Origin of the sequence: Nitratidesulfovibrio oxamicus (genome assembly GCF_015731765.1) — a bacterium.
GTDB classification, from domain to species: Bacteria; Desulfobacterota; Desulfovibrionia; order Desulfovibrionales; family Desulfovibrionaceae; genus Cupidesulfovibrio; species Cupidesulfovibrio oxamicus.
This window is the reverse complement of sequence record NZ_VRYY01000408.1, coordinates 1-2,286: the sequence shown is the minus strand read 5'-3', so window position 1 is coordinate 2,286 and position 2,286 is coordinate 1. Positions and strand designations below refer to the sequence as shown.

The 2,286-nt window shown below is 66.3% G+C and carries 2 protein-coding genes and 1 pseudogene; all 3 read left to right on the top strand.

The genetic code is table 11. The features are described 5' to 3' along the window. A pseudogene (locus FVW20_RS12985) lies at positions 1-658 on the top strand (NYN domain-containing protein); the annotation flags it as partial. 403 nt (positions 659-1,061) lie between these two features. After that, positions 1,062-1,922 (top strand): substrate-binding domain-containing protein, encoded by an 861-nt coding sequence (locus tag FVW20_RS12980; protein WP_196609951.1) that lies wholly within the window; start codon positions 1,062-1,064, stop codon positions 1,920-1,922. Positions 1,923-1,929: 7 nt separating this feature from the next. Beyond that, on the top strand, positions 1,930-2,286 hold a 357-nt coding region (locus FVW20_RS12975; protein ID WP_372434999.1), incomplete at its 3' end, for a 4Fe-4S binding protein.

The window sequence follows — 2,286 nt, the reverse complement described above, 5'->3', positions numbered from 1 at the left end:
ACGGCTGGCCCGCGTGGCCGAGGTGGTGCGCCGTACCGTGGCCGATGCGCCCGCACCCGTGGGCGTGGCCTCGCTGGCCCAGACCCTGCAGCGCGAGGTGGACCCCGGCGCGGACTGGTTCGGCTATGGTCGCCTGCGCGACCTGCTGGATGTGCTGGACCTGAAGGGACTGGAATTTTCGGCGGTGCCGCCCGGCTACCTGTACGACCCGGAACGCCATGAACAGCCCGAAGAACGCGACGCCCACGACGACTTCCGCTCGCGCTACCCCGACCTGTACGACTTTGCCCTGAAGGTGCACCGCCTGACCGACATGCCCCTGCTGCGCCCCGACCATTTCAGGCAGATGCTGGGCATCATTGTGGAAGAGGTCAACGCCAACGGGTTCTTCATGACCACCACCTCGCGCAACGTGCGCGACCGGTGCGTTGAGGCGGGCCTGCCCATTGCGCGGGGCCACGTGAACTTCGTGCTGGTGGGCATTGCGCGCGGGGGCTACCCCCTCAACGAGCAGGACGGCGTGAACCTGCGCGAGGTTGGCAAGGCCTTTCTGCGCAACGCCTACGACCTGTGCCGCATGTCGCAGATCGACCTGACCAAGGCAGAGCAGCAGATGCTGCTGGTGTGGATACTGCCCAAGGAGTCCATGGGCGATTAGGGGCGGCAGCCGTTGCCACTGCGGTCCTTTTGCCCCCTGCCTGCGTCAGAAGAGTTCTTTATTCCAGTCAAGTACGAGAAGAGTACGCTCCTTCCATAAAAAACTCTTCTTCCTTGGCAGGGAACAAAAATCCTCGCAGTGACAACGGCTGCCGAAAGACAGATGGACTTCCCCTCTGAAGGCGCGTCACAACGAAATGAAAAAGGAACCGGCTCTCCGCGAGGGGAGCCGGTTTTCTGTTGGTGCAATGGCGCGGGCACGAGGTTTAGGCGGGGGTGGTCAAGAGGTGTTATTATCCGGTTTGTCTATGGCATCACGCCAACACCATTGACAATTTGTCTTTGTGGGCATTCCGCGCGGCGTATAGGGTGAGCACCACTACACAGTACACGCGGAGGTGTTCATGCGTCAGTTGCAGGACGAGGGGCGGCGCGGGTTTCTGCGCGCCTCGCTGACCGGGGTGGCGGGGCTGGCCGCCGCTTCCTTGCCGGGGGCGGCTCAGGCCGCTCCATTCCCCGGCGGCAGGTTGCAGGTATGGTCGTGCGGAGGGCTGGCAGAGGCCATGCAGCCCGCCCATGAGGAGTACGAACGGCGCAGCGGCGCGGCGGTGGTGTACACCGGTGCGTTTGCGGCGGCGCTGGGCAAGTCGCTGCTGGGCAGCGGCTCGACAGAGGTGTTCGCCGGGCGGGTGCTGGACCTTGCCAAGAAGCTGCGCGCGGAAGGGCGCATGACCTATTTCAAGCCGCTGTGCTTCACCAGCTATGTCATCGTCACGCCCACGGGCAATCCGGGCAACGTGCGGTCGGTGGACGACATGGCCCGCAAGGGCGTGCGGGTGGCCATGGCGCCCGAGGCGTCGCCCCCCGGCGGAGCGGCGGTGGTGGGGCTGCTCAGGAAGGCGGGGTGCCTGGATGCGGTGATGCCCAACGTGGTCAACCCCGGCACCTGCGTGCAGCGCTCGGTGAAGGCTGTGACCACCGGCCAGGCCGACGCCATGATCGTGGAACTGCGGGTCACCCGGCTGCCCCAGTTCGCGGGCAAGCTGGACATCGTGGAGATTCCCGCCGGACTGTTTCCGCCGCCGCCGCTCACCTTCACCGTGGGCGTCATGCAGGAAGCACGCGACCGCGCACTGGCCGACGACTACGTGGCATGGGTGACGTCGCCCGAGGGGCAGGCGTACTTCGAGCGGGCCGGGTTCATTTCCGCCATTTCGCCGCGAGGGCAGGAACTGGTGGAAAAGCTGGGGGTGAAGGATGTCTGATGCGGGCGTGAACACCGTGCATGCGGCGGCGGGCGCGGCGAACCTGACGGAACTGAAGCCCCGGTTCGGCGCTCGCGCCGTGCACCTGTGGAACAGGGCGGCGCAGGCCGTCATGCTGCTGGTGATCGGCCAGTGGTCGTTCTATGGCATTTTTCGCTGTCCCTTCGTGGTGCCGTACATCAGTTGCCAGAACTGTCCGGTGGTGGCCTGCCACGGGCGGCTGTTCACCATGTTCTGGGGCGTGTGGGCCGGGTGGCTGGCGCTGGCGGCCCTGTTCGGACGCGCCTTCTGCGGGTGGGCCTGCCCCGGCGGCACGGTGAACCGCCTGCTGGGCCTGGTTGCGCCGCTGCGCCTGAAGCCCGGC